The following is a 26,358-nucleotide window of genomic DNA, read 5'->3' on the forward strand; positions in this document are numbered from 1 at the left end:
AAGTTCAATTAACAATCCTCAAGCTTGGCGAGAACCCTATCAACCGTCGCCTTTGCGCGTCAACACAGCTGCAAAGAATCCATCGTGTCCGTGATGCACTCTCCAGCTGTTTGAGGCAGTAAGCTCCCAGCCGGGCGTGCGATCGAGAAAGGCGTGGACTTGATCCAGGTTCTCGGACGTCAGCATCGAACAGGTTGCATAGGCCAATACCCCACCCGGCGCAACCAAGGGGGCCACTTGATCCAGGATCTGCGCTTGGGTCTCTTGGATCCCCGCCAGACGCTCGGGTGTCAGGGACCATTTGCCTTCGGGCGCACGTCGCCAGCTCCCAGAGCCGGAACAGGGCACATCACAGAGCACCAGATCAAAGGGCGCCTGACGCGCGATCTCAGACGTCTGCAACGTCTCGACCTTGATCTGCGCGCGGCTTGCACGCACAGGCAGATCTTTCATGCGGATGAAATTGGTGTCATGCGCAAACAGCGTCACATCGGCCTGCGCTGCCATCGCGAGGCTCTTGCCGCCGCCACCGGCGCAATAATCCAGCACCTTTTGACCGTCTGCCAACGGCAGCAATTCTACCACGGCCTGACTGGCTGCATCTTGCAGTTCAACTTGACCCGTTTGATAGACTTGCGAGTTGCGCAGCTTGCGCGCCCCTTCGGTGATTTCGAGCGCGGTGGAGGCGGCCGGATGCGCAGTCGTCTGAACGCCTTCGTCTGCCAGGGCCGCCTGCGCACTGCCCCGATCACTCAGAACGGTGTTTACCCGCAGATGGACCGGAGCCCGGCTGCGCAGCGCAGTTGCCGCCGCCTCGGTCTCATCGCCCAAGCTTTGCGAAAACTCAGGCCACAGCCAATCCGGAAAATCCAACCGTTCCGCATCCGCCGTTGCGGGCTGCGTGGGTTGCAGTTCCTCAGCCGTTAATTCGGATGGCGCATGTCCCTCTGCGTTGAACAGTGTCGCGGGATCAATACCCTCGTCGCGCAAACCGCCCAGGATCCGTGCCCGGCCCGTTGTGCCACCGCCAAGGGCCGCATGGGAGCGCCAGCACCGCAAGGCGGTGAACACATGGTCCCGCACTGCGGCGCGGTCCTTGGAGCCCGCATAGCGACTGCGACGGCCCCAGCCGGTCAATGCTTTTTCAGCCGGGGTGCCGTCGATGATGTGATCCAGGACTTCAATAGCCGCCTGCAGCCGTGCGCCAGGTGTCATGCGCAAATGTCTTTGAATGAGGCGACCATGGTGTTGTGTCCTTTATCCGACGCGGTAGTTGGGAGCTTCGCGCGTGATCTGCACGTCGTGCACGTGGCTCTCTTTGAGGCCCGCGCCGGTGATCCGCACAAAGTTGCAATTCGTACGCATCTCAGGGACTGTGGCGCAACCGGTATAGCCCATGGCAGCGCGCAGGCCGCCCACCAATTGGTGCACAACAGTTGAGGCCGGACCTTTGTAAGGCACCTGCCCTTCGATGCCTTCAGGAACCAGTTTGTCGCTGGCGGCGTCTTTTTGGAAATAGCGATCCGCAGAGCCGCGCGCCATCGCGCCGAGCGAGCCCATGCCACGATAGGATTTGAACGAACGGCCCTGGTACAGGATCACTTCGCCGGGGCTTTCGTCGGTGCCCGCAATCATCGAGCCGACCATGGCGCAAGATGCACCGGCGGCAATTGCCTTGGCAAAATCGCCAGAGAATTTGATGCCGCCATCGGCGATCACCGGAACATTGCCGGCAGCCATTGCGCAATCACTGATCGCGGTCAGCTGCGGGACGCCAACGCCGGCGACCATACGCGTGGTGCAGATGGATCCTGGGCCGATGCCGACCTTGATGCCATCAGCGCCTGCATCAATCAGAGCTTTGGTTGCTTCGGCCGTTGCGACATTGCCGGCGATGATCTGGATATTGCTGGTTTCCGCTTTGATGCGTTTAACCGCATCGATCACCCCTTTGGAGTGGCCATGCGCGGTATCCACGACAACAATGTCAACGCCTGCGTCAATCAGCGACATGGAGCGTTCAAAGCCGCTGTCGCCGACGGAACTTGCGGCGGCCACGCGCAGGCGGCCCAGCTCATCCTTGGAGGCGGTCGGGTTCAAAACCGCTTGTTCGCTGTCTTTCAGGGTCAGCAAACCAGTCAGCTTCTTGTCGCCATCGACCACCAGAAGTTTCTCGATCCGGCGCGATTTCATCAGGGATTTGGCTTCGTCCAGATCGGCAGGCTCTTGCAGCATCGCCAGATTGTCCGAGGTCATCATGCCCGAAACCGGCGTGCTGTCATCAGAGGCAAAGCGCATGTCGCGGTTGGTGACGATGCCCAGCAGGTGGCCTTTGGCGTCGACAACCGGAAAACCAGTGACCCGGTAGCGTTCCTGCAGCGCTTTTGCGTCCGCAAGCGTCTGATCCGGGGTCAATGTGATGGGATTATAAACGATACCAGAGACAAAGCGTTTGACCCGGCGCACCTGGCGGGATTGCTCTTCGGTGTCCAGGTTCTTGTGGATCACACCCATACCGCCGGCCTGTGCCATGGCGATTGCCATACGGGCCTCGGTGACGGTGTCCATGGCGGAGCTGAGCAATGGAATGTTCAAACTGATATTCTGCGTCACCTGCGTGCGCGTATCAGCGGTGTTTGGCAGCACGTCGGACGCGCCGGGCACCAGAAGAACATCATCAAAAGTGAGAGCCTCACGAATCTGCATTTTTCAACCCCATGCATAACCCCGTTTGGCGGTGACCCTATGGCATGGATTGTCCCAAGGGGAAAGCCCCGAAATCGGGCAACCGAAAACTTTATCCAACGGATAGGGCGAAAAGTCGAAATTCCCTCGCAAGAAATCCCACAAACATGATCTGGAACAAAGAATTTTTGCCCGGCTGATGCAGATGTCCCAGCAAGGACACAGCGCGCAGGGGCACCGGGTGAACCGGTCGCCGGTGCGCGCAACACGCTTTCAACCGCAAGGGATACCCCCCATGTCGCAACCACTCAACGGATATGTTGTTCTGGATCTCACCCATGTTCTGGCCGGCCCCTACGCCGCGATGATCCTGTCTGATCTCGGGGCCAAGGTGATCAAGGTCGAGCGCCCCGACACCGGTGATGACACCCGCGCGTTCCCTCCGTTCAAGGACGGGTTCAGCGCCTATTTCGCCACTATCAATCACGGCAAGGAAAGCATCGCGCTGGATTTGAAGGCCCCAAAAGACCGCGCGGTTTTCGAACAACTCCTGGCCCAGTCTGATGTCGTGTTGGAAAACTACCGCCCCGGCGTGATGGAGCGTTTGGGCTATGGCTGGGAGGATCTGCATCCCAAATATCCCAAACTGATCTATGGCGCGGTCTCGGGCTTTGGCCATACGGGGCCCGATGCACGGCGACCGGCCTATGACATGGTGGTCCAGGCGCGTGGCGGTGTGATGTCGATCACCGGTGAGCGGGACCGTGAACCCGTGCGCGTGGGGGCCTCCATCGGCGATATCGCGGCCGGCATGTTTCTGGCGCAAGGGATATTGGCTGTGCTTTTGGCGGTGAAATCCGGAGCCGTGGGGCAAAAGGTCGATGTTGCGATGCTCGACAGCCAGTTGGCGATGTTGGAGCACGCGGTGGCGATCACCTCGGTCACCGGCGCGCCGCCACGCCCCAATGGTGCACGACATCCATCCATCACACCGTTTGAGACGTTTCATGCCAGCGACGGTCTGTTTGTGATTGCGGCCGGCAATGATGTGCTGTTTGCCCGGCTATGCGAGGCGCTGGACCTGCCGCTGGCCGAGGATCCACGCTTTGCCACCAACGGCGCCCGCTGTGAAAATGCACGACTGTTGAAACGTCTGATCGAAGCGGTGACCATCGACCAGACGGTGGGGCATTGGATTTCACGGCTTGAGGCCTATGGTATTCCCACAGGGCCAATCCAAAACGTGGCCCAAGCGATGGAGGATCCGCAGATGAAGGCGCGCAATATGGTTGTCTCGGTCCTGGACAAAAGCGGCGCGCCAGCTTTTGTGGCCGCGGGCAATCCGATCAAACTGTCGAACATGGAGGATCCGACCACCCGCGCCCCTGCTCCAACGCTGGACGGCGATCGTGCGGCGATTTTGGACTGGCTCGCCAGCCGCGAAAACAGCGGCTAACCTCATTTAGGTGGTCAGCTTGTCCATCAGATGTCGCAAATCGGCGAACCTGCCCTTTCGCTTTGGGTCAAATAGAATATGCTCCGGCGACACGCGAACAATGAAGGCCTTGATATGACCACCGATCCCCTTGTTGTGTTTACCCCAACCGGCAAACGCGGCCATTTTCCTGTTGGAACACCGATCCTTACGGCGGCCCGGCAATTGGGTGTGGATTTGGACTCGGTCTGTGGCGGGCGCGGGATCTGTTCCAAATGCCAGATCACCCCTTCGTTTGGTGAGTTCTCGAAACACGGCGTTACCGTTCAACAAAACGCGCTGAGCGAATGGAACGCGGTTGAGCAGCGCTACAAAGACAAGCGCGGCTTGATCGACGGGCGACGTTTGGGCTGTCAGGCGACGGTACAAGGCGACGTGGTCATCGACGTGCCCCCCGAAAGCCAGGTGCACAAACAGGTCGTGCGCAAACGGGCCGAGGCGCGTGATATCGTCATGAACCCGTCAACCCGTCTGGTCTATGTCGAGGTGGAGCAGCCCGACATGCACAAACCTTCGGGTGATATGGAACGGCTGATCACCGCTTTGGAAGAGCAATGGCAGATCGAGGGCGTGAAAACCGACCTCCACATTCTGCAGCAGATGCAGCCCGCGCTGCGCAAGGGCAACTGGAAGGTCACCGTGGCCGTGCACTTGGGCGATGACACCCATCCGCCGAAAATCATGCACATTTGGCCGGGTTATTATGATGGTACGGTCTATGGCCTTGCCGTGGATCTCGGCTCGACCACCATTGCGGCCCATCTGTGTGATCTCAAAACCGGTGAAGTCGTGGCATCATCCGGCGTGATGAACCCGCAGATCCGGTTTGGCGAAGACCTGATGAGCCGGGTGTCCTATGCGATGATGAACAAAGGCGGCGATCAGGAAATGACCGCTGCCGTGCGTGAGGGGATGAACAGCCTGTTCACCCAGATCGCAACCGAGGCTGAGATTGACAAGGCGCTGATCGTTGACGCGGTCTTTGTCTGTAACCCGGTGATGCACCACCTGTTCCTTGGCATTGACCCGTTTGAGCTGGGTCAGGCGCCGTTTGCGCTGGCGACCTCCAACGCGTTGTCGCTGCGCGCGGTTGAACTGGATCTGAACATCCACCCGGCTGCGCGGGTCTACCTGCTGCCTTGTATCGCGGGCCACGTCGGCGCTGATGCTGCTGCGGTGGCGCTGTCTGAGGCTCCGAATAAATCCGACGATCTGGTACTGGTGGTCGATGTGGGCACCAATGCGGAAATCCTGCTGGGCAATACGGAAAAAGTGCTGGCCTGTTCCTCCCCCACCGGACCCGCCTTTGAAGGGGCGCAGATCTCCAGCGGCCAGCGCGCCGCACCCGGTGCCATTGAACGGGTCGAAATTGACCCCGTCACCAAAGAACCGCGGTTCCAGGTGATCGGCTCGGATCTGTGGTCCAACGAGGAGGGGTTTGACCTCTCTATCGCCACCACGGGGATTTCGGGCATCTGCGGCTCTGGGATTATCGAGGCTCTGGCTGAGATGCGCTTGGCAGGACTGCTGGACGCGTCCGGCCTCATTGGGTCGGCGGAGCAGACCGGCTCTGCGCGTTGTATTCAGGACGGGCGCACGCACTCCTATGTGTTGTGGGATGGCTCTGCCACAAGGGAGCCGGTGATCACCGTCACCAACGGCGATGTGCGCGCGATCCAGATGGCCAAGGCAGCGCTTTATTCCGGTGCGCGGCTGTTGATGGACAAGTTCGGCGTCGACAAGGTCGATCGCGTGGTACTGGCCGGTGCCTTTGGCGCGCATATCTCTGCCAAACACGCGATGGTTTTGGGGATGATCCCGGATTGCCCGCTGGAAAAAGTCACCTCGGCCGGGAATGCCGCCGGTACAGGTGCGCGTATTGCGCTTTTGAACACGGATGCACGGGCCGAAATCGAACAGACCGTGGGGGAGATCGAAAAGATCGAAACCGCGGTTGAGCCCAAGTTCCAGGAGCATTTTGTCAACGCCTCTGCCATGCCCAATGCGGTGGATCCGTTCCCGATCCTGAACAGCCTCGTGACCCTGCCCGATGTCTCGTTCAACACAGGCGGTGGTGAAGGCGAAGATGGTGGTGGACGTCGCCGACGCCGCCGGCGCGGATAAATCCGAAAATGCAAGGCTGCGCCTCTTGACCATCTGGGCGACGCGGCCTAATTCTGATCTCCCGGAGCGCGGGTATGGTGAAAAGGTATCACGGCAGCTTCCCAAGCTTTAGTTACGAGTTCGATTCTCGTTACCCGCTCCAAGATCTCCAGATTTGATTGTTTTTGCCGCAGGCCTGTCGTTCGGGGCCTCTGCCCCAACGTCACGGGCTGCACGCACTTGGCGCACGTTTTCCACCGGGCTAGTACAAAGCATGGATATCCGTTTTCACACGCCGCTCACCCCTGATGAACAACGCCAGCTTGGCCTTGCTGAACCGCAACCCATCTCCACAGCCGACCGGGTGCGGTATTCAGAGATCGACATCCTGCAACATGTGAACAACAAGGCCTATCTTGACTGGTTCGAGATGTCGCGCGTTGTGCATTTCAACACCCTGTGCCTGTCCCATTTCGAAGGGCATCCAGAGCCGCGCACCGTGTTGCGTAACGCCAATATCCACTATGTTCAGGAAATGCATCTGGGCGATATCTATGTCGCCACCTCCCGGATTGTCAGCTTCCGGCGCACGTCCTATGTGCTGGATCAGCAAATTTGGTCCGGTGGGACATTGCGCTGCCGGATGGAGGGCGTGATGGTGTTGCGCCACCCTGAAAAAGACGAAGGCTACCCGTTGCCGGATAGCCTGATCTCGTTTCTCACAACCGAAGAAGGGGCGCGCCGCGACGCTTAGGCACGTGCCCGCACATAGGCGATCAAAGCCGCGGTAGAGCCGTCCTTGCCGTCGGTTACCGCATCCCCCTTGACCATAGGTTCGAGCGATTTAGCCAGCTCTTTGCCAAGTTCCACGCCCCATTGATCATAGGAGTTGATGCCCAGGATCACGCCTTCGACAAACACCCGGTGTTCATAAAGGGCAATGATCTGTCCCAGAACAAAGGGCGTCAGCTTGGGGTAGATCAGCGTGGTTGACGGGCGGTTGCCCGGGAACACGCGGTGGCGGGCTTGGCGTTCCAACTCATCCCCTTCGAGGCCCTTAGCGGCCATTAAGGCGCGCGCCTCATCCAGGGAGCGCCCCCGCATCAGTGCCTCAGATTGTGCCAGACAGTTGGAGACCAGCAGTTCATGGTGTTGACGCAGGTCCGGTTCATGCCCTTGGGCTGCGACCATAAACTCACACGGAACCACGCCGGTGCCCTGGTGGATCAGCTGGTAGAATGCGTGCTGGCCATTGGTACCAGGCTCGCCCCAGACCACAGGCCCGGTGACATAGTCAACGCTGCTGCCGTCCATCGCAACAGATTTGCCGTTGGACTCCATTTCCAGCTGTTGGAAATAGGCCGCCAAACGCGACAGGCGTTGATCATAGGGCAGAACCGCACGGGTTGCGTGGCCGCAGATCTGGTGGTGCCAAAGACCAACAAGCGCCAGCATCAATGGCATGTTGTCGGCACCCTGTGCAGTCAGGAAGTGATCGTCCATCGCCTTACCACCAGCAAGGAAAGCATCAAAATCATCCGGACCCACAGCAATCATAATGCTCAGCCCGATGGGCCCCCACATGGAGTATCGCCCACCAACCCAGTCTTCGAAGCCAAAGACCCGCTCGGCCGGAATGCCAAAATCGGCGGTTTTGTCCATCGCAGTCGACAGGGCCAGGAACTGACCCGCCGCCTCCCCATCACCGGCTGCGATCCAGTCGCGCGCGGTCATGGCGTTGGTCATGGTCTCGATCGTGGTAAAGGTTTTGGAGGCCACAACGACAAGCGTGGTTTTCGGATCCAACCCTTTGAGCACGTCGTGGATATGGGCCGCATCGACGTTGGACACAAAATGGCAGCGTGGCCCGTCATGATAGGGTGCCAGCGCCAGGGTCGCCATCGCAGGCCCCAAGTCAGAGCCGCCGATGCCGATATTCACCACATCGGTAAACGCAGCCCCTGCCCCGGTAAACGCACCACTGCGAATGGCATCCGCCATGTCCCGCATGCGTTGTAACGTCTCGCGCAGCGCTGGGCGCACGTCTTCGCCGTCAACAACCAACGCAGGCCCGTCTGGGTCACGCAACGCGGTGTGCAGCACGGCGCGGCCTTCGGTGTCGTTGATCTTGTCACCGCCAAACATCGCCTTGGCATAGGCGGACACACCGCGATCATCGGCCAGTTTCAGCAGCGACGCCAGAACGTCACCGTCAATCTGGGTTTTGGAATAGTCAAAGACCAATTCATCAAGCGTAGCCGAAAACGTGTCTGCTCGGCTGCTGTCGCCGTCAAACAGATCCAGGATGCGACGCGAGCCAATGCCCGTCAGCTGGTCTTTTAGGTTTTGAAACATGTCGTCACTCCAATCGTTAAGGGGCCCAATGCACGTGCATCTCGGACAGCACTGCGGCAATTGGGGCGTCTTTTGGCGGCAATTCCTGGGCTTTGGCGAGGGCATCGGCCTTGCCGTTTCCATAGATTGCCAGATGTTTGTGTTTTGCGGCGTTCAAAACGCGTGCAGAGAGGCTGATCCGTGCCTCGGGCTGACTGGCGGGGCGCATCACAACAAAGGCGGGCGCGTCGGGTGCAAGCCCCGCGTCCAATCCTTCGGTGCCCGGAAACAGGGACGCGGTGTGCATGTCTTCACCCATGCCCAACAAGATCAGATCAACCGATTTGATCGTCTCCGACAGCGCCTCGGCCCCCTCTTCTGGGGTGAGGTCTTCGGCAAAGAACGGCACAAATTTGGCGGCTGCGGCAGTTCCGGTGATCAGACGCGCGCGGATCATCTGTGCGTTGGAACGCTCATGCGTTTCGGGCACCCAGCGTTCGTCGCTGGCCATCACTTCAACCCGGGACCAGTCGAGTTCGGCTTGCGCCAGAATGTCGAAAATCGGCGCAGGGGTTGTGCCGCCGGCAACTGCGACGGTCACGGTGTCCTGTGCGGTCAAAAGCGTTATGAGGTCTGAAATGATCGCATCGGCGATGCTCTGTGCGGCATCCTCGCGGTTGGCGTAATCGGTTTTCTTCATAATCGATTTCCCTTTTGGTTCACGATCCCTATACGGCGGAGTTGGGTGAGTTCTTCAGGGTTTTACTCTGCCGGAATTAAAAATGATACCGCTAACATTGCTTGGTCCGCGTCAGGTCATTTCCCCGTATCTGGTTTCAGGATACCACGGAATGAACTGGGCGGTGCACTGATCGTAAAACCTGCCTAACGCTTTGAACCTCTGATCACATCCCTGTTAAACCGCTCGACGGAGGTTTCAAATGTATTTCCTTACGCATAGCTTAGCCTCAACACAAATTGTGCCCGTAAATGCTCAGGAGCTGTGCAAATGAAAGACCTGTCCACCCCCGTTGCCAATCTAGGCAAGTTTCAAGACAGGCACGTAACAGCAAAGGGCGACGCGCGCGCGTCGGTTGCATTGAGCAATCCTGACACCCTTTGGTTCAACACCGGCACCCTGTGTAATATCGAGTGTGAGAACTGCTATATCCTGTCGTCTCCCACCAATGACGCGCTGGTCTATCTGACAACGGAGGATGTGCGCAGCTATTTGGACCAGATCAAAACGCGCAAATGGCCCATCCGCGAGATCGGATTTACCGGGGGTGAGCCGTTTATGAACCCCGACATGGTTGAGATGACGCGCGCGTCGCTTGAAGCCGGGTTCGAGGTTCTGATCCTCACCAATGCGATGCGCCCGATGATGCGCAAACGTATTCAGCAAGGGCTGCTGGAACTGGCCGAGACGTACAAAGACAAACTGACCTTCCGCGTCTCGCTTGATCACCACACTGCCGAGCTGCACGATCAGGTGCGCGGCAAGGGCAGTTTTGATCTGTCGATCCAAGGTATGCAGTGGCTGCGCGACAATGGTTTTGCGATGGCGGTTGCGGGCCGTACCCTGTGGGATGAAACAGACGCACAATCGCGTGCGGGTTTTGCGGCGCTGTTCGCGGAACATGAGTTTGATATTGATGCGAAAAACCCAGGCCAGACGGTTCTGTTCCCGGAAATGGACGTGAACGTCGAAGTGCCAGAAATCACCACCGATTGTTGGACGATCCTGAACAAATCCCCAGACGCGATCATGTGTTCGTCGTCGCGCATGGTGGTCAAACGCAAAGGTGCCAAGGCACCAACGGTTCTGGCCTGCACTCTGTTGCCCTATGAGGACGAATTCGAACTGGGCGAAACATTGGAAGAGGCGGAACAGGACGTCTACCTGAACCATCCCCATTGCGCCAAATTCTGCGTGCTTGGCGGCGCCAGCTGCTCGGCCTAAGGCGTCAGTTCAAATAGAACTCCCCCACAACGCTACGCCAGTCCCCTGGTGCCAATTGGCGCCGGTGGGTGAAGCGTACGGAATGGAGAGCGCCATCGATTTCCTGCTGCCAGAATTCGATGAATTTAAACAGCCTTGGATGGTCCGGCATCAGATCGTAGTCTTGCCAAACAAATGTATTCAGAACATGCGCGTAATCGGGCATGTGATAGGTGAATTCGGCCATGGTCAACCCATAGCCTTTGAGCATCAGTTCCGTTTCGGATGTCTCCAAATCAGCCTCCGGTTTTGTGGGTGATGAGCGCAGCCTAGCATAGGTCGCTGATTTCTCGAACAATGACGGTGCGTTAGCCTCATGTGCGTGCAAAGGTTCACCGACATGTGATGCAGTTGCTTGCGCATGATATGCCCTGTCTGTTATGGTGCAGACACAAGATATAGACCCAAAAGAAAGAGCGGGCACACGACGTGAACGATACGCCGGAAACTCCTGAAAACATGGAAGAAAACCAGCCGGAACGTCCCAAGTACGACGGTCCTACTGTGTCTATCGAAGCCGAGATGAGTAATTCTTATCTCGACTATGCAATGTCGGTTATTGTCAGTCGGGCGATTCCCGACCTGCGTGACGGTCTGAAACCGGTGCATCGGCGTATTTTGTACGCGATGCATGAAACCGGCAATAGCCACGACAAAAGCTATCGAAAGTCCGCCCGCCCTGTCGGCGATGTCATGGGTAAATACCACCCGCACGGCGATAGTGCGATCTATGACGCGCTGGTGCGTATGGCGCAGGACTTCTCCATGTCGCTGCCGCTTTTGGATGGTCAGGGCAACTTTGGCTCCATGGACGGGGATAACCCGGCCGCGATGCGTTACACCGAAGTGCGCATGGACAAGCCTGCCGCCTTTATGTTGGCCGACATTGAAAAAGAGACGGTCGATTTCCAGGACAACTACGACGGCAAGGACCGCGAACCGACCGTGCTCCCGGCCCGGTTCCCCAATATGCTGGTCAACGGGGCCGGCGGTATTGCGGTGGGTATGGCAACCAATATTCCGCCCCACAATCTGGGCGAAGTGATTGATGCAACCCTGGCGTTGATCGATGAGCCGGATCTGACCTCTGAACAGCTGATCGATTACATTCCGGGTCCTGACTTTCCGACGGGTGCAACCATGCTGGGCCGGTCCGGTGCGCGCAAAGCCTATCTCGAGGGCCGTGGCAGCGTCATCATCCGCTCCAAAACCCGCGTCGAAGAGATCCGCAAGGACCGTTACGCGATCGTCGTGGATGAAATCCCCTATCAGGTGAACAAAGCGTCGATGATCGAAAAGATCGCCGAGCAGGTGCGCGAGAAAAAGATCGAAGGCGTGGCGCATGTTCAGGACGAATCTGACCGTAACGGCGTGCGTGTCGTGGTCGAGCTCAAACGGGATGCAACGCCCGAAGTGGTGTTGAACCAACTGTTCCGCTTTACCCCGATGCAGACGTCGTTTGGCTGTAACATGCTTGCCCTGAACGGCGGGCGTCCCGAACAGCTGACCCTGCGCCGCTTCCTGACTTCGTTTATCGATTTCCGCGAAGACGTTGTGGCCCGTCGCACCGCCTTTAACCTGCGCAAAGCCCGCGAACGCAGCCATATTCTATGTGGTTTGGCAGTTGCGGTCTCGAACGTGGATGAGGTTGTCGCAACCATTCGTGCCTCAGCCGATGCCCCAGAAGCGCGGTTCAAACTGATGGAGCGGCGCTGGCCTGCGGCGGATATTGCGCCCTATATTCAGCTGATTGACGACCCGACCCACACGATGAACGAGGACGGCACCTATAATCTGTCCGAAGTCCAGGCACGCGCGATTCTTGAACTGCGCTTGCAGCGTCTGACCCAAATCGGCGTCAAAGAAGTCACCGATGAGCTGGAAGAGCTGGCAAAGAAAATCAAAGAATACCTCGAGATTCTGTCGTCGCGTGAACGGATCATGGGCATCATCGCCGATGAGCTGCGGGAAGTGCGCGAAAGCTTTGCCGTGCCCCGTCGGACCGAGATTGTCGACTGGTCCGGTGACATGGAAGACGAAGACCTGATCGAACGCGAAGACATGGTCGTGACCGTGACATCAGGCGGCTACATCAAACGGACGCCGCTGGCCGATTTCCGTGCGCAAAAACGCGGTGGCAAGGGCATTTCGGGCATGCAGACCAAAGAAGAGGATGTGGTCACCACCCTCTTTGTGGCCAATACGCACACCCAACTGCTGTTCTTCACCACCGATGGCATGGTCTACAAGCTCAAGACCTGGCGCCTTCCGCAGTCCGGGCGGACCGGTAAGGGCAAGGCGATTGTCAACATCCTGCCGATCCCAACCGGTGTCTCGATCGCGGCAATTATGCCAGTTGATCGCGACGAAAAAGAATGGGCTGATCTGCAGATCATGTTTGCGACTTCGGCTGGTACGGTGCGTCGCAACCGTCTGTCGGATTTCACCAATGTGATGCGCAACGGCAAAATCGCGATGAAGTTCGAGGACGAACACGCCGGGACCAAGCTGATCAACGCGCGGATCTGTTCTGAGGATGACGATGTGATGCTGGTGACCAACACTGGCCGCGCCATTCGCTTCCCATCAACCGAAGTGCGGGTGTTCAACTCACGCAATTCGGTCGGGGTGCGTGGTATCAAGCTGAGCGAAGGCGATCAAGTGGTCTCTATGTCGGTCATCAGCCATTTCGAGGCGACATCGGATGAGCGTTCCGCCTATCTGAAAATGCGCCGCGCGATGGCTGGTTTGACGGATGAGGCCGAAGGCAGCGTCACCGACGAGGAAGCCAATGCAAACGCCACCATCGACCAAGCCCGCTATGCGGAGATGTCGGCGGCTGAGAACCTGATCCTCACCATCACCGAGGGCGGACAGGGTAAGCTCTCCTCCAGCCATGATTATCCGGTGCGCGGACGTGGCGGTATGGGCGTTACCGCCATCGACAAGGGCATGCGCGGCGGCCAGCTGATTGCCTCCTTCCCAGTAGAGATGGGTGATCAGATCATGCTGGCAACCTCTAAAGGTCAGTCGATCCGGGTGCCTGTGGACGGAATTTCCTTCCGGTCACGTTCTGCCGGCGGTGTGCGCGTGTTTAACACTGGCAAAGGCGAAATTGTCGTCTCAGTCGCGTGGATTGCTGAGCAGACTGATGAAGATGACGCGGACGAGGGTCCAGCCGACACAACAGGCGCAACGGACGCGTAAATTTTCAAAATGTCGAAAACCAAGAACAACCGCCTCCAAAAGAGGCGGTTGTTTTTTGCTTAAACCGAAGCTGCGTTCTTTGAAATAGGCGAGACGATCCCGCAAAAATCGGCAGGCCCCCTCACATTCAGCGGCTGGTTCACAGTCTCAACTGTCTGCGTGGTCGTGTTCAAAGTGAGCTGTGCCTGCTTGCGCAGGTCTTCCAATTCGCTCTTTGACTTAAGTGCCGCCATTCTAAAATTCCCCAACTGAAACCTTACTAATACGTTTCACCTTCAAGCGCCTTTGGAGGAGCTGTCATTGCAATTGGGGGACCTGTGCAGAAGGCTATCAAAAAAGCCGCAGTCCGTGCCTCATATTGAGGCAGGACGGGCTATTCTTAGTCACAAAAGTTAAAACACGCGGTGGTACCCAAGGCCGGACTCGAACCGGCACGCTGTCACCAGCGGGGGATTTTGAATCCCCTGCGTCTACCATTCCGCCACTTGGGCCGCGTGTGGTGTGTATTAGCCAAGTCTTCGGCAAAGGACAAGAGCCGAACGTGCACTTATTTTCGATTATTTCCAACGCCGTAGTTTGCACTGGCGCAGGCGCGAAAAACCGCGCGTTTCGACCGCCGTTGCCTAGGCGGCACAAGGGGAATTTGCCAATTCGTGAAGCTGGAACTGTGGCGGTGAATTTGCTACGCGACACGTAACATATGGGTGAGTATCGCCTGAACCAGCGCAAGGACTTCTTGGTATGACCGCGACAACACCTTCGGATATGGCCATCTCGGATCGGCTGGCCCAGTTGGGGGCAGATGCAGACAGCGACCGGGTGTCGCTGGATTGGATTTTGAAACAGCTGCACGAACGCGCGTTTGGGCTGTTTCTGTTGATCCTGGCGTTGCCCTGCTGCATCCCGTTTCTTTATGGCGTCCCGCAAATTGTCTCACTGCCGTTGATGTTTGTCTCGGCTCAGATTCTATTGGGACGGCGGGTGCCTTGGTTGCCTGGAAACCTGGGCGCGCGCACCGTCTCTTCCGAAGGGCTGCGCGGGTTGTCGCAGCGGTCCGGACCCTGGCTGCGCCGCATCGAAGGGTTGAGCAAACCGCGGTTGAGCGTGTTGACCACCACCCCGATGGACCGCTTTGTCGGGGCTGCATTGGTTCTGTTCAGCGCCTCGATCCTGGTGCCCCTGCCCGGCACGAACACTGTTCCGGGATTTGCGGTGGTTGTTGTGGCGATGGGCTTGTTGCAACGCGATGGGATTTTGGTGGTGCTCGGCTCGATCCTTGGAACGGCCTGGATTGCGTCGCTTTTGCTGGCGGGCGCAACCCTGATCAGCCTGCTGAAGACATGGATCGGGTTGTAACCCACTTTGGCGACAGGCAAATGCGTGCAAGGGCTTGAAACTCTGCAGTTTCAGCGCCTAATTACACGCAGGATAAAGACATGAGGGCCCCGTGAGCAAGTTTTTGATTTTCATCGCAGCGCTTGGATCTGCGGCTCTTCTCCTTGGTGCACTTGGGTTTCAATACCTGGGCGAGCTTGCGCCGTGCAAAATGTGTTACTGGCAACGCTACCCGCATGCGGCCGCTGTTGGAATTGGCGCTCTGGCGCTGCTCATTCCCGCGGTCGTTCTGCCGTATCTTGGCGCATTGGCCGCGCTGACCACGGCTGGTATCGGCGCTTTTCATGTAGGTGTAGAACACGGCTGGTGGGAAGGCCCCAGCACCTGCACGTCTGCGCCAATCGGCGGCCTGTCCCCGGATCAGCTGATGGACCAGATCATGTCGGCCCCCTTGGTGCGCTGTGATGAGGTTGCTTGGGAGTTCCTCAACATCTCAATGGCGGGTTGGAATGCGATTGTCTCATTGGGATTGATGTTGGTCTGGATCTCAGCCGCGCGCCATATGTCCAAGCGCACCGGCTGAGCGGTCAGTATCGCTCAGCTGTCTTTCTTGGTTGCCAGCAAAAGATTCGTCTCGCTGGTGGTCACCCCTTCGATCAACCGAACCTTGGCCAATGCCGCATCAAAGTCCTCCAGGGTTTCGGTGCCCAGCTCCACAATCAGATCCCAACGTCCATTGGTGGTGTGAATGGCGCGCACTTCTGACAGGCCTTGAAGCTGGCGCACGATCCGGTTGGTGCCGCGCCCTTCGATCCCGATCAGCATCAGTCCACGCACAGGATCGCGCAACACGTCCTCTTTCAAAACCACGGTAAAGCCCAGAATGTCACCGCGCGTTTGCAGCCGTTCGATGCGACTGCGCACGGTCGTGCGTGACAGGTTTAACTGCGCGGCAAGATCCGACAGGGAGGCCCGCGCATCATGGCGCAGAGCTGAGATCAGGCGTTCGTCCACTTTGTCCATCACAAGGTCCATTTTGTAGTAATTGGTTCCGTTATGATCAATAAAGTGACTTTTATCCACCCCTTATGAGTGAAAACATCGTTATCCATATGGAAACGGAGATCCTAAGGTATGGCGCAAAACTGTATTCTGGTTGGTGTTCCCCTCGACAGCGGCAAGGCACGTGACGGCTGTTTGATGGGACCTGATGCCTATCGCACGGCAGGTCTGGTTCCTGCATTGGCAGGGCTTGGACATAAGGTTGTCGATTTTGGCAATATCACCCCTGCCCCATATGCGGCGGAAGACCCCGACCAGCATCTGCACGCATTGAACGAAACCGTTGCCTGGACCCAGACCCTGTATGACTGTGCACAGGACGTCATGCCCCAGGGGGTGCCGATTTTCCTCGGCGGTGATCATGCGCTGGCGATGGGCAGCGTTTCTGGCGTTGCGGCCCATGCGGCGTCTGTCGGGCGACCACAATATGTGCTGTGGCTGGACGCGCATTCTGATTTTCATGATCTGACGACCACCAGCAGCGGCAATCTACATGGCACGCCCGCGGCCTATTTCACCGGCGCCAGCGGTTTTGCGCCCTTCCCGGCGGTCCAGCACCCGGTCCCGCATGAGAATATCTGCATGATGGGGCTGCGGTCTGTGGACGAGTGGGAAGGCAAACGCATTGCCGCCACGGATCTGCAGATCCACGACATGCGTGACATCGATGAAAACGGTGTTGTCAAACCGCTAAAGGCCTTCTTGTCCCGCGTGGCGGCCAACAACGGCATGTTGCATGTGTCGCTGGACGTGGATTTCCTGGATCCCGCGATCGCCCCGGCGGTTGGCACCACTGTTCCTGGTGGCGCAACCGTGCGGGAAGCGCATCTGATCTGCGAGATCCTGCATGACAGCGGGCTTATCACCTCGATGGATCTGGTGGAGCTGAACCCGTTTCTGGATGAACGCGGCCGCACCGCGCATTTAATGGTCGACCTCTGCGCCTCTGCCTTTGGTCGCCGTGTCTTTGACCGCCCAACCCGGAGTTTTCTGTAATGACGCTGCCCAACACATCACATTCCAATACCGCGCCGTCCGACAAAGCTCTGGTGCCGTTTGTCAGCGTCGACAATATGATGCAGCTGATCCATCACATTGGGTTGGAGACGATGCTGACCGGCCTCGCCACCTATATCGAGGATGACTTCAAACGCTGGGAGTCCTTTGACAAGACCCCGCGCGTGGCCAGCCATTCAGACGTGGGTGTGATTGAGCTGATGCCCACTTCGGATGGGGAGGCCTATGGCTTCAAATATGTAAACGGTCACCCCAAGAATACCTCCGAAGGGCTGCAAACCGTCACGGCCTTTGGACTGTTGGCGGATGTGTATACCGGATATCCGGTTTTGCTGACCGAAATGACCCTGCTGACCGCGCTGCGGACGGCGGCGACCTCGGCCATGGTTGCAAAACACCTGGCCCCCGCGGGCGCTGATACAATGGCCATGATCGGCAACGGCGCCCAGTCCGAGTTCCAGACCCTGGCGATGAAAGCGATCTGCGGTCTGAAATCCGTGCGCCTTTATGACAAAGATCCAGCGGCCACCCGCAAATGCGCCGCAAATCTCGCCGGTCTCGGCATCACCGTCACCGAATGCACAACGCCCGAGGAGGCGATCCAGGGGGCGCAGATCCTGACCACCTGTACGGCGGACAAACAAAACGCCACAATCCTGTCGGACAATATGGTCGGCGCAGGTGTCCATATCAACGCCATCGGCGGCGACTGTCCGGGCAAGACGGAATTGGCAGCGGGTATCCTGTCCCGCTCGGACGTCTTTGTGGAGTTCCCACCGCAAACCCGCATCGAAGGCGAGATCCAGCAGATGCCCGAAGATTTCGCGGTGACAGAGTTCTGGAAAGTTGTGACCGGTCAGGCCGAAGGACGCCGCGATCCGCGTCAGATCACCCTGTTCGACAGCGTTGGTTTCGCGATCGAGGATTTCTCGGCCTTGCGCTATATGCGCGATCACATCAAAGGCACGGCGTTCTACGAGGATCTGGACATGCTGGCCGACCCGGATGATCCACGCGATCTGTTTGGCATGCTGGGCCGCGCCAAACCCTAAGCCGCAGGCGTTTCACAGCCAAATACCCCCGGGGCACGCAATGTGGTCCGAACTGGCGTCACGCGTCCAGTTCGGTGTCCCAATAGAGGAAATCCATCCAGCTGTCGTGCAGGTGATTTGGCGGAAATTTTCGCCCGGTATTGCGCAATTCTTCAGCACCGGGTTGCCGTGGCGGTTTGCGCAGGGACATTCCAGCGCGATGCAGCGACTTTGAGCCTTTCTTCAGGTTACAGGGCGAACAGGCCGCAACCACATTCTCCCAGCTGGTCACCCCACCTGCGGCCCGTGGCACCACATGGTCAAAGGTCAGATCACCGCGGGCGCCGCAGTATTGGCACTGAAAACCATCCCGCAAAAATAAATTAAAGCGCGTGAAGGCCACGCGCTTTTGAGGTTTGACATAATCTTTTAGAACAACAACCGAAGGTATTCGGATTTCGGTACTCGGGCTGCGGACGGTCTCGTCATATTCTGCAACGATATCAACACGGTTGAGCCAAGCTGCCTTGATCGCGTCCTGCCAGGGCCACAGCGACAGTGGATAATAGGATAAGGGGCGGTAATCCGCATTCAACACCAAAGCCGGGTGATGTCGTAATGCGCCCGGTTCTCTTACAAACTCTGTCCTGAAATCGCCGTCCATCTGTAACGTCTTCCTCGCCCTGTCTGCCGGTTGTGGCACCAGAGCGGGGAACCCGCCCCAGCTATCCAAAACTATATATCGTGGCTAAACTGAGGCAACCCCCAAGTGCACACAATATGTCGCAGTGTCTAAAACAGGAGCATGACACATGCGTGACAGTTATCCACAAGACAGACCTTGTGCAAAGAACGGGCAAGGCCTTGTCACCCAACCGCCCGGCACCTATGGACAGGGGCATGTCCAGATTGATCCGCTTCAACAAACCATTCGATGTTTTGCCCCAGTTCACAGACAAGGCAAACGCCGATGAGCCGCGCAAAACCCTCAGCGATTTTGTCGACTGTCCCGGTGTCTATCCCGCCGGGCGGCTGGATCGTGACAGCGAAGGGCTGATGTTGCTGACCGACACCGGCCGGGTTCAGGCCTGGATCAGTGATCCAAAAAACAAGATGCCAAAAACCTATTGGGTTCAGGTCGAAGGGATCCCGGATGACGCGGCACTTGAGGCCCTGCGCACGGGCGTCGACCTCAAGGACGGCCGCACCCGACCGGCCAAGGCACGTGTGATTGCGGAGCCGCCAAACCTATGGGCGCGCAACCCGCCAATCCGCGAACGCAAATCTGTGCCGGACCGTTGGATCGAGCTGACCATTACTGAGGGCAAGAACCGACAGGTGCGCCGGATGACTGCGGCGGTGGGACATCCCACCTTGCGTCTGATCCGTTACAGTATTGGTATCTGGACACTGAAAGACCTAGCGCAGGGCACATGGGAGGATGTGGAACTGCCCCGTATTCCAGGCCCGCCAAAACCGGCTCATAAGCCACCGCGCCGCCCAAAAACCACAACCGCGCGCGATCCGAAACCTGAGGGCGGCACAAAAAAACCGCGCAAGCCAAGACACAAGCGCGGTTCCTGAATTTCGATCGTTGAGACGCGTTAGAGGCTCAAAACATCCCGCATGAACGCAAGGGCGACGCCCAAACCGTCGGGATCGATACCATGCGCCGTGCCTTTCATGACATGGGCATAGACGTCCTTGAACCCGGCTTCCTGCAGCGCCTGCGCCGCTTCGGGCATAGATTGGATTGGCACAACGTCGTCCTGGTCGCCGTGAACCAGCAGCACCGGCATGCGCGAAACAGTGTCATCCTTTAACAGATCCGGACGCATCAGGCGGCCAGAAAAGCCAACAACCCCCGCAACAGCGTCTTCGCGACGGGGTGCCACATGCAGGCTCATCATTGTACCCTGGCTGAAGCCGAGCAGGACCACCTGTTCCGGCAGCAGATCTTCGTCGACCATCAGCGCGTCTAAAAACGCATTCAGATCTTCGGCGGCAGCCAACATGCCGCGCTCGGCCTCTTCCTCAGAGGAGCCGTCAATCCATGGGATCGGAAACCACTGGAACCCCATCGGAGAGCCTTCGCAGTCCTCGGGCGCATCCGGAGAGACAAAAAGCGTGTCCGGCAGATGTTCCGCCAAAGGATCTGCCATGCCCAGAAGATCCGCACCATTGGCCCCATAACCGTGCAGAAACACCACGGCAGATCTGGTGTCACCCGAAAGCGGAGCTTTGCGGCCGGCGTTCAATACTCGTGTCATCGGATCCCTTCCCTGTCCTTCGCCACATGGTAATAGGCAAACAACAGCCGCGCCGCAACCGCCCGCCATGGTGACCAGGCCTCAGCCATCTCGCGCAGCGCCCGTTCCTTTGGGCGTGCCTCTAAATCAAACAGAACCCGCGTCGCCTCCTGCAAGGCCAGATCACCTGGCGCAAACACATCCGCCCGCCCAAGGGAGAACATGGCGTAGATTTCAGCCGTCCAGATGCCAATGCCCGACACTTCGGTCAGGGTGGCAAAAACCTCATGGTTGGGGGCGTCGCGCAGCGCTTTGAAATCGATCCGGGCTTCGGCCAGCGCGCGGGCGTATTTGACCTTTTGACGGCTCAACCCTACGGCGCGCAGCTCTTCATCGCTGGCCCACATGATCTTGCGCGGGCCCGTCAGGCGCGCGTCTCGCATCCGGTTCCAGATGGCATTGGCGGCGGCGACACTCACCTGTTGGCTGACAATCGCGCTCAACAGCTGTGCAAACCCGTCCGGTTTTCGGCGCAGCGGCAGCGGTCCGGTCAACTCCAAAGCGCGCGCAAACCGTGGCTCGGCACGGGCCAACCACGCGGCACCCTCGGCGACACAGTCCGAGGTGGTAATGATCCGACCAACGTTTGATCGCTCTTTTTCTGCCAAGCGCGCACCTCCTATTGCTGGTATCGTTGCAAAACTGTGATTGTACCGGGTACAGTCGCACCCTTGTTCCACACTGACCTAAAGAGTAGGCAGTTCACATGACAATGACTATGACCGCCCCCGATGATCGCGTTGCAAAACGCAATGTTGTAATTCTGGTGATTGCGCAAGCCATTCTTGGTGCGCAGATGCCCATGATCTTTACCATCGGTGGTCTGGCCGGTCAGTCACTGGCGAGCAATGCCTGTTTCGCGACTTTGCCGATCTCACTGATTGTGGCGGGGTCGATGCTGGCCGCCAATCCGATTTCCGCGATCATGCAACGGTTCGGCCGACGTGTGGGTTTTCTGATCGGCGCTCTGTTTGGTGCCCTTGGTGCCGCGATTGGGGCCTATGGTCTGTATCTCGGGTCCTTCCCGATCTTCCTCGTCGGGAGTCTGTTGACCGGGGTCTATATGAGCGCGCAAGGGTTCTACCGATTTGCCGCCGCGGATACCGCCAGCACCGCCTTCCGGCCCAAGGCGATTTCCTACGTTATGGCCGGCGGGCTGTTGGCAGCCGTGCTGGGTAAGACGCTGGTAGTTGAGACCTCGGATGCCTTTGTTGTGCCTTTCATGGGGACCTATATGGTGATCATCCTGCTGAACCTTCTGGGGTCTGCAGTGTTCTTGTTCCTGCGCATTCCGCTGCCCGAGAAACGCGCAGCCGACGCCCCGGCCGGGCGGTCCCGTTGGGAGTTGCTGAAGGATCCCGTGATCTCCACCGCGGTGATTTGTGCCGTGGTGTCTTATGCGCTGATGAACCTGGTGATGACCTCCACCCCGCTTGCGGTGGTGGGCTGTGGCTTTGGACAAGCGGATGCTGCCAATGTGGTGATGAGCCACGTGTTGGCAATGTATATCCCCTCCTTCTTTACCGGTCATTTGATCACGCGGTTCGGTGTGGAACGCATTGTGGGTGCCGGTCTGGTGATTCTGGCAGGTGCCGGATTTGTCGCGCTCAGCGGCGTAACGCTTGAGAATTTCTACATTGCGCTGGTGCTGTTGGGACTTGGCTGGAACTTTGGTTTCATCGGTGCCACCACGCTTTTGGCCGGCGCGCATGAGGATCATGAAAAGGGTCGCATGCAGGGGCTGAACGACTTCCTGGTATTTGGCGGGGTGACGATTGCATCCCTGTCATCGGGTGGTTTGATGAACTGTTCCGGCGGCACCCCGACCGAAGGTTGGAGCGCGGTCAATCTGGCAATGGCGCCGTTCCTGGTTTTGGCCGGTACTGCGCTGCTGCGACTGATGATGCGCCCAAAGGAGGCCTGAGCTACGGTCTGATTTACGGGGGCTGTTACCAGCGTCCGGTTGTCGAGCACCACATCAGGCGCAGACGTTTGCGAAATTCGCTCATCCCCAAGGCACCTTGGGCCACGCGTTCCGGCTGCGTCAGCGCTTGACGCAGGATCGCGCCACTTTGCCAGCCGGCCAACAGCGCATGGCGTGCCTCTTTGTCCACGACACCCGACGCGCCACGTGAATTCTGCAAAGCATCCAGCCCGATTTGCGCCAAGGCTTGCACGCCTTCCAGCGTGCCGTCCACCATAGGAACACGGTTCTGCCGCTCCAGCTCGGGTAAAGCCCGCAGCCAGCTCGCCACTCCGTGGGCCAGACCAAAGGCGTGAACGCGCTCTTCATCCGCCTGCCCCAGGGTCGCCGCTGACATCCACATCACATTGCCTGCGGTATCCGCAAGGTATTTGACTAGCGCGTCCAGATCGTCAAAGGGATCACGATAGATGTCCCACCGACGTGCCTCGGCTATAGTGTCGATCTCGTGTGCGAGCTTTGGCGACAAGACCTGCCCCAACGGGGTCGCGACATAATGGCGGCGCGGGGTTTTGCCTTCGGCAATTTCGGCACCAACGTCCCGCCACCATTGTACGCGCATCTCTGCGATCATGCTTTCTTGGCTCGCCCAGGGTGCGCGCGACATCTCAGCGTTAAAGGCATAGAGCACAAAAAGCTTCAGCCGCACTTGCAAAGGCGTTGCCATCGCGGCCTGAAACCGGTCCGGATCCGCGCGTTGGACCAGCTCCGCACAGGCGCGGATGTCGTCGTCAAATTGCAAATCTTGCACTGGAATCACTCCGCTGCGGCCTGTTCGGAATGCAGCAAACGCCAATTCACCGCGTCCAGCATCGCCTCAAACGAGGCATCTATTATGTTTGGACTGACCCCAACGGTGGACCAACGCCGCCCCGAGGCATCCTCGCTGTCGATAATTACACGGGTCACCGCCTCGGTGCCGCCTTGGGTTATGCGAACCTTGAAGTCGACCAGGCGCATATCGTCAAGCTGCGCGGAAAACCGTCCCAGATCCTTGCGCAGGGCCTTGGACAACGCGTTCACCGGACCCCGGTCACTGCCGGTTTCATCGAGGGACTCGCTAACGGACAGACGTTTTTCACCGTCGACTTTGACCACGACCACCGCCTCGGACAGGCTGACCATCTGGTCGTATTTGTTTTTGCGCCGCTCGACCGAGACACGGTAGCGCTTCACCTCAAAGAACTCCGGACACAGGCCAAGCTCGCGCCGCGCCAACAGCTCAAACGACGCCTGTGCGGTGTCGAACGAATAGCCCTCAGACTCGCGCGCTTTCACCGTGTCCAGGATACGCGCCAGCGCCGGGTCGCCCTTTGGCACGTCCAGCCCCGCCTCAAACAGACGCTTGCGCAGGTTCGACTGGCCGGCCTGATTGGACATCGGGATGATGCGTTCATTGCCAACGGTGGCCGGGTCAACATGTTCATAAGTCGACGGATCCTTGAGGATCGCACTGGCATGCAGCCCCGCCTTATGGGCAAAGGCCGAGGCCCCCACATAGGGCGCTTGTTTCTGTGGCACCCGGTTCAGGATCTCATCCAACATCCGGCTGATCCGCGTTAGGCCCAACAGCGCATCCTGCGTCACCGTGACGTTTACCAAGTTCGCATAGGGTTCTTTCATCACCAATGTCGGGATCAGAGAGGTCAGGTTTGCATTGCCGCAGCGCTCGCCCAACCCGTTCAACGTGCCTTGTATCTGGCGCACGCCGGCCTCGACCGCAGCCAGCGAACAGGCCACCGCTTGTTCGGTGTCGTTGTGACAATGGATGCCCAGGTTTGCGCCGGGAATGCCGCTGTTGATCACCGTCGTGACCACATCGCGCACAGCTGACGGCTGGCTGCCACCATTGGTGTCACACAGGACAATCCAACGGGCGCCTGCGTCCAGTGCCGCATGGCAACAGGCCAGCGCGTATTCCGGATTGTCACGGTAGCCATCAAAGAAATGCTCCGCGTCAAACAGCGCCTCGCGCCCCTGTGCCACCAGATGCGCGATCGAGGCACGGATGTTCTCCAGGTTCTCGTCCAGCGAAATCCCCAGCGCATGGGTCACGTGGTAGTCGTGGCTTTTGCCCACCAGACAGACCGCCTTGGTGCCTGCGTTCAAAACGGCCGCCAAGACATCGTCATTCTCAGCCGAGCGCCCGGCCCGTTTGGTCATGCCAAAGGCCGTCAGCTGCGCGCGCGTCTCGGGTGCGTCGTCAAAAAACGCGCTGTCGGTCGGGTTTGCCCCAGGCCAGCCGCCTTCGATATAGTCGACGCCCAGTTCATCCAAAGCCGTGGCAATCTGCTGCTTTTCGGGGGTAGAGAATTGTACGCCCTGGGTTTGCTGCCCATCACGCAGGGTGGTGTCATACAGGTAGAGACGTTCGGTCATGTCAGCGCCTCAAGCTTTGAGGGGTCAAACCCAGGACCCGGCACCAGTTCGACCCCGGTTTTCGACATGCGCACTTCTAGACCAGCCTCCACAAAGGTGGATTTCAAGCGATCCACTTCGCCAAAGTCCTTGGTCTCCATCGCGGTTTGACGAGCGGCAAAAAACAGATCGGCAAAGGGTGTCAGATCCACGGATGGGCCGTCGGCCCAAGCGCCCATTTCGGCCCCCAGCAAGCCCATCATCTGTGCCGACGCCAATAGCCCGGCTGCATCGCCCGCGCTGGCAAGTTTATGCAGCTCAGCAACGGCACCTGCAGTGTTGAGGTCATCCGCCAGTGCGTCCATGACCGCGGCAGCAGCGCTGGCGGCGGGTTCGATACCCGCTGTCAGCGCCCGCCACTTGCGCAAAGTTGCCTCGGCTTGTTTGGCTTTTTCTTCGGTCCAATCCATCGGCTTGCGGTAATGGGTCTGCATAAACACAAAGCGGATCACCTCGCCTGGGTTCCCCTGATCCAGCAGGTCTTTGACGGTGAAAAAATTGCCCAGAGATTTGGACATCTTCTTACCTTCGACCTGCAGCATCTCATTGTGCAGCCACACATTTGCAAACTCGCCGTCGGGATTGGCACAACAGCTTTGCGCTATTTCGTTTTCGTGGTGTGGAAACATCAGATCATTGCCACCGCCATGAATGTCAAAGCTCGCCCCCAGCAAATCCCGTGCCATCGCGGAACATTCAATGTGCCAACCCGGACGTCCGCGCCCCCATGGGCTGTCCCAGCCGGGTTGATCGTCGTTTGAGGGCTTCCACAAAACAAAATCCATCGGATCACGCTTGTTGTCGGCCACCTCAACCCGGGCACCGGCAATCATGTCGTCCACAGAACGCCCGGAGAGTTTCCCGTATTCCTCATAGCTTTTGACCGAGAACAGCGCATGCCCTGCCCCATCTGAATAGGCATGCCCCCGTGCAATCAGGTCTTCGATCATCGCGATCATCTCACTGATATAGGCGGTCGCACGCGGCATATGGGTGGGTTCCAACGCGCCAAGCGCCCCCATGTCATCCAGAAACCACTGGGTCGTCTCAGCAGTGATGTCGCTGATCGGACGTCCGCGTTCGGCCGCGCGTGCGTTGATCTTGTCGTCTACATCGGTGAAATTGCGCGCATAGGTCACTTTGTCCGCGCCATACTCGCTGCGCAGCAGGCGAAACAGCACGTCAAACACCACCACCGGGCGCGCATTGCCCAGATGGGCGCGGTCATACACCGTGGGGCCACAGACATACATACGCACGTTTTGCGCATCGATCGGCTCAAAGACCTCTTTCTTGCGGGTCCTGGTGTTTTGCAGTTTGATCGTCGTCATGACAGCTCCCTTGGCACGCTCCGCTCGGGCACAATCAGCATCGCT

General features: G+C 58.5%; 24 protein-coding genes and 2 tRNA genes. 12 read left to right on the forward strand and 14 right to left on the reverse strand.

Going from position 1 to position 26,358, the window contains the following annotated elements:
* Positions 1-39: 39 nt before the first annotated feature.
* On the reverse strand, positions 40-1,215 hold the full coding sequence (locus KMP13_RS00555) for an RsmB/NOP family class I SAM-dependent RNA methyltransferase (RefSeq protein WP_215263495.1): 1,176 nt from the start codon (positions 1,213-1,215) through the stop codon (positions 40-42).
* A 42-nt stretch (positions 1,216-1,257) separates the two neighbouring features.
* On the reverse strand, positions 1,258-2,706 hold the full coding sequence (gene guaB / locus KMP13_RS00560; protein ID WP_215263496.1) for an IMP dehydrogenase: 1,449 nt from the start codon (positions 2,704-2,706) through the stop codon (positions 1,258-1,260).
* Positions 2,707-2,980: 274 nt separating this feature from the next.
* On the opposite strand from guaB, the gene KMP13_RS00565 reads away from it, so the two are divergent.
* From KMP13_RS00565 to KMP13_RS00580, 4 genes are all read left to right on the forward strand, one after another.
* The gene (locus tag KMP13_RS00565; RefSeq protein ID WP_215263497.1) at positions 2,981-4,141 is read left to right on the forward strand and encodes a CaiB/BaiF CoA transferase family protein; all 1,161 of its coding nucleotides are present in this window, start codon (positions 2,981-2,983) and stop codon (positions 4,139-4,141) included.
* 114 nt (positions 4,142-4,255) lie between these two features.
* On the forward strand, positions 4,256-6,304 hold the full coding sequence (locus tag KMP13_RS00570; protein ID WP_215263498.1) for an ASKHA domain-containing protein: 2,049 nt from the start codon (positions 4,256-4,258) through the stop codon (positions 6,302-6,304).
* A 68-nt stretch (positions 6,305-6,372) separates the two neighbouring features.
* Positions 6,373-6,446, forward strand: a tRNA-Gly gene (locus tag KMP13_RS00575).
* Between the two features lie 111 nt (positions 6,447-6,557).
* Positions 6,558-7,037 (forward strand): acyl-CoA thioesterase, encoded by a 480-nt coding sequence (locus KMP13_RS00580; protein WP_215263499.1) that lies wholly within the window; start codon positions 6,558-6,560, stop codon positions 7,035-7,037.
* On the opposite strand, the gene pgi is transcribed toward KMP13_RS00580, so the two are convergent.
* Positions 7,034-8,638 carry a glucose-6-phosphate isomerase gene (pgi, locus tag KMP13_RS00585; RefSeq protein ID WP_215263500.1) on the reverse strand — a complete coding sequence of 535 codons (1,605 nt, stop codon included), beginning with the start codon at positions 8,636-8,638 and terminating at the stop codon, positions 7,034-7,036. The genes KMP13_RS00580 and pgi overlap by 4 nt on opposite strands.
* Before the next feature lie 16 nt (positions 8,639-8,654).
* On the reverse strand, positions 8,655-9,317 hold the full coding sequence (gene pgl / locus KMP13_RS00590) for a 6-phosphogluconolactonase (RefSeq protein WP_215263501.1): 663 nt from the start codon (positions 9,315-9,317) through the stop codon (positions 8,655-8,657).
* 309 nt (positions 9,318-9,626) lie between these two features.
* Between pgl and KMP13_RS00595 the strand changes: the two genes are divergently transcribed.
* Positions 9,627-10,580 carry a radical SAM protein gene (locus KMP13_RS00595; protein WP_215263502.1) on the forward strand — a complete coding sequence of 318 codons (954 nt, stop codon included), beginning with the start codon at positions 9,627-9,629 and terminating at the stop codon, positions 10,578-10,580.
* A 4-nt stretch (positions 10,581-10,584) separates the two neighbouring features.
* Here the strand turns inward: KMP13_RS00595 and KMP13_RS00600 are convergent, their stop codons facing one another.
* Positions 10,585-10,854: an usg protein gene (locus KMP13_RS00600; protein ID WP_215263503.1), complete on the reverse strand. Its 270-nt coding sequence runs from the start codon at positions 10,852-10,854 to the stop codon at positions 10,585-10,587.
* Between the two features lie 194 nt (positions 10,855-11,048).
* Between KMP13_RS00600 and gyrA the strand changes: the two genes are divergently transcribed.
* Positions 11,049-13,826: a DNA gyrase subunit A gene (gene gyrA, locus KMP13_RS00605; protein WP_215263504.1), complete on the forward strand. Its 2,778-nt coding sequence runs from the start codon at positions 11,049-11,051 to the stop codon at positions 13,824-13,826.
* 59 nt (positions 13,827-13,885) lie between these two features.
* Here the strand turns inward: gyrA and KMP13_RS00610 are convergent, their stop codons facing one another.
* On the reverse strand, positions 13,886-14,059 hold the full coding sequence (locus tag KMP13_RS00610; protein WP_215263505.1) for a hypothetical protein: 174 nt from the start codon (positions 14,057-14,059) through the stop codon (positions 13,886-13,888).
* Positions 14,060-14,231: 172 nt separating this feature from the next.
* Positions 14,232-14,317 (reverse strand) — tRNA-Leu (locus tag KMP13_RS00615).
* Between the two features lie 250 nt (positions 14,318-14,567).
* On the opposite strand from KMP13_RS00615, the gene KMP13_RS00620 reads away from it, so the two are divergent.
* Positions 14,568-15,182: an exopolysaccharide biosynthesis protein gene (locus tag KMP13_RS00620; RefSeq protein WP_215263506.1), complete on the forward strand. Its 615-nt coding sequence runs from the start codon at positions 14,568-14,570 to the stop codon at positions 15,180-15,182.
* Between the two features lie 91 nt (positions 15,183-15,273).
* Positions 15,274-15,744, forward strand: a complete 471-nt coding sequence (locus tag KMP13_RS00625) for a disulfide bond formation protein B (RefSeq protein WP_215263507.1) — start codon at positions 15,274-15,276, stop codon at positions 15,742-15,744.
* A 14-nt stretch (positions 15,745-15,758) separates the two neighbouring features.
* On the opposite strand, the gene KMP13_RS00630 is transcribed toward KMP13_RS00625, so the two are convergent.
* Positions 15,759-16,184: an Lrp/AsnC family transcriptional regulator gene (locus tag KMP13_RS00630; RefSeq protein WP_215263508.1), complete on the reverse strand. Its 426-nt coding sequence runs from the start codon at positions 16,182-16,184 to the stop codon at positions 15,759-15,761.
* Positions 16,185-16,295: 111 nt separating this feature from the next.
* Between KMP13_RS00630 and rocF the strand changes: the two genes are divergently transcribed.
* Together rocF and KMP13_RS00640 are read left to right on the forward strand one after the other, a co-directional pair.
* The gene (gene rocF / locus KMP13_RS00635) at positions 16,296-17,219 is read left to right on the forward strand and encodes an arginase (RefSeq protein ID WP_215263509.1); all 924 of its coding nucleotides are present in this window, start codon (positions 16,296-16,298) and stop codon (positions 17,217-17,219) included.
* On the forward strand, positions 17,219-18,292 hold the full coding sequence (locus KMP13_RS00640; protein ID WP_215263510.1) for an ornithine cyclodeaminase: 1,074 nt from the start codon (positions 17,219-17,221) through the stop codon (positions 18,290-18,292). Before rocF ends, KMP13_RS00640 begins: the two co-directional genes overlap by 1 nt.
* Before the next feature lie 58 nt (positions 18,293-18,350).
* Here the strand turns inward: KMP13_RS00640 and KMP13_RS00645 are convergent, their stop codons facing one another.
* Positions 18,351-18,935 (reverse strand): HNH endonuclease, encoded by a 585-nt coding sequence (locus KMP13_RS00645; RefSeq protein ID WP_215263511.1) that lies wholly within the window; start codon positions 18,933-18,935, stop codon positions 18,351-18,353.
* 236 nt (positions 18,936-19,171) lie between these two features.
* Here KMP13_RS00645 and KMP13_RS00650 point away from each other — a divergent pair, with 236 nt between their 5' ends.
* Entirely contained in the window at positions 19,172-19,855 is a 684-nt protein-coding gene (locus KMP13_RS00650) for a pseudouridine synthase (protein WP_215263512.1), read from the forward strand.
* Positions 19,856-19,875: 20 nt separating this feature from the next.
* Here KMP13_RS00650 and KMP13_RS00655 read toward each other — a convergent pair whose 3' ends face one another.
* Together KMP13_RS00655 and KMP13_RS00660 are read right to left on the reverse strand one after the other, a co-directional pair.
* Complete coding sequence (locus tag KMP13_RS00655; RefSeq protein ID WP_215263513.1) at positions 19,876-20,541, reverse strand: alpha/beta hydrolase; 666 nt, start codon at positions 20,539-20,541, stop codon at positions 19,876-19,878.
* The gene (locus tag KMP13_RS00660; protein ID WP_215263514.1) at positions 20,538-21,188 is read right to left on the reverse strand and encodes a DNA-3-methyladenine glycosylase family protein; all 651 of its coding nucleotides are present in this window, start codon (positions 21,186-21,188) and stop codon (positions 20,538-20,540) included. Before KMP13_RS00660 ends, KMP13_RS00655 begins: the two co-directional genes overlap by 4 nt.
* Before the next feature lie 98 nt (positions 21,189-21,286).
* On the opposite strand from KMP13_RS00660, the gene KMP13_RS00665 reads away from it, so the two are divergent.
* A complete protein-coding gene (locus KMP13_RS00665) occupies positions 21,287-22,504 on the forward strand; it encodes an MFS transporter (protein ID WP_215263515.1) in 1,218 nt (405 codons plus the stop codon).
* 25 nt (positions 22,505-22,529) lie between these two features.
* Here KMP13_RS00665 and KMP13_RS00670 read toward each other — a convergent pair whose 3' ends face one another.
* From KMP13_RS00670 to cysS, 3 genes are read right to left on the reverse strand one after another with little or no spacing between them, the layout of a single operon-like run.
* Positions 22,530-23,306: a squalene/phytoene synthase family protein gene (locus KMP13_RS00670; RefSeq protein ID WP_215263689.1), complete on the reverse strand. Its 777-nt coding sequence runs from the start codon at positions 23,304-23,306 to the stop codon at positions 22,530-22,532.
* Positions 23,307-23,320: 14 nt separating this feature from the next.
* On the reverse strand, positions 23,321-24,943 hold the full coding sequence (cimA, locus tag KMP13_RS00675) for a citramalate synthase (RefSeq protein WP_215263516.1): 1,623 nt from the start codon (positions 24,941-24,943) through the stop codon (positions 23,321-23,323).
* Positions 24,940-26,313, reverse strand: coding sequence for a cysteine--tRNA ligase (cysS, locus tag KMP13_RS00680; RefSeq protein WP_215263517.1), 1,374 nt, complete (start codon positions 26,311-26,313; stop codon positions 24,940-24,942). Before cysS ends, cimA begins: the two co-directional genes overlap by 4 nt.
* Between the last annotated feature and the right edge of the window lie 45 nt (positions 26,314-26,358).

Source organism: Epibacterium ulvae (genome assembly GCF_018678075.1).
In the GTDB taxonomy this organism is placed as follows: Bacteria; Pseudomonadota; Alphaproteobacteria; order Rhodobacterales; family Rhodobacteraceae; genus Epibacterium; species Epibacterium ulvae_A.